A 638-nucleotide genomic window follows, 5' to 3' on the forward strand; every position below is an offset into this window, starting at 1 on the left:
GCGTTATAAATATTTGGATAACTCGATGAAAAAGTCAGATTTTCTCTCTCTCCTAGTTCAGGAAAGCCCACTAGGTAGGGTGATCCACACTCATATTCATATTGAAAATATCGTCACTGATTTTTTATCTATGGCTACATGTGCGCCTGAGAACCTAAAACCAATGCGTTTAGACTATTTTGGTAAGATACATTTGGCTCTAGCATTAGGTCTTTCCCCAGATTTAAAAGTACCTCTTTTAGTTTTGGGGAAAATGCGAAACGACTTTGCACACCAACTGAACCGTAACATTGACTCGAGCTCTATGAATAACTTCTATAAATCATTCTCTTCCGCACATCGTGAAGATATGATGCGAGTTGCAAAGGAAACAAAGCAATCTTGGTGTGTCGATGGAGTTTCGTGGAAGAAAGTCTCACCAGATGATCAGTTTATTTTTATGTGTATGAGTCTTTACTACTATTGTCTTCGGTGTGTCGACAGTCAGAAGTCTGAATTAGCCAACAACAAACTAGGTAAAATTGCATTAAGGCAAGTTTTAGATGAGTCAAAATCATATTTATAACAAGCAATTCAAGCAGATTCGCAACGCTTGGCACTTTGGGTTTGAATCGGCTTTAGTGTTTACGGCACAATGG

At 38.4% G+C, this 638-nt stretch carries 1 protein-coding gene; it reads left to right on the forward strand.

Annotated elements, in window-relative coordinates:
• Positions 1–565 (forward strand): hypothetical protein (locus tag ACP45E_RS10340; protein ID WP_017037632.1); only part of this gene is annotated, 565 nt, incomplete at its 5' end.
• Positions 566–638: the final 73 nt, after the last annotated feature.

The sequence above is a fragment of the Vibrio genomosp. F10 str. 9ZD137 genome, assembly GCF_049974785.1.
Classification (GTDB): Bacteria; Pseudomonadota; Gammaproteobacteria; order Enterobacterales; family Vibrionaceae; genus Vibrio.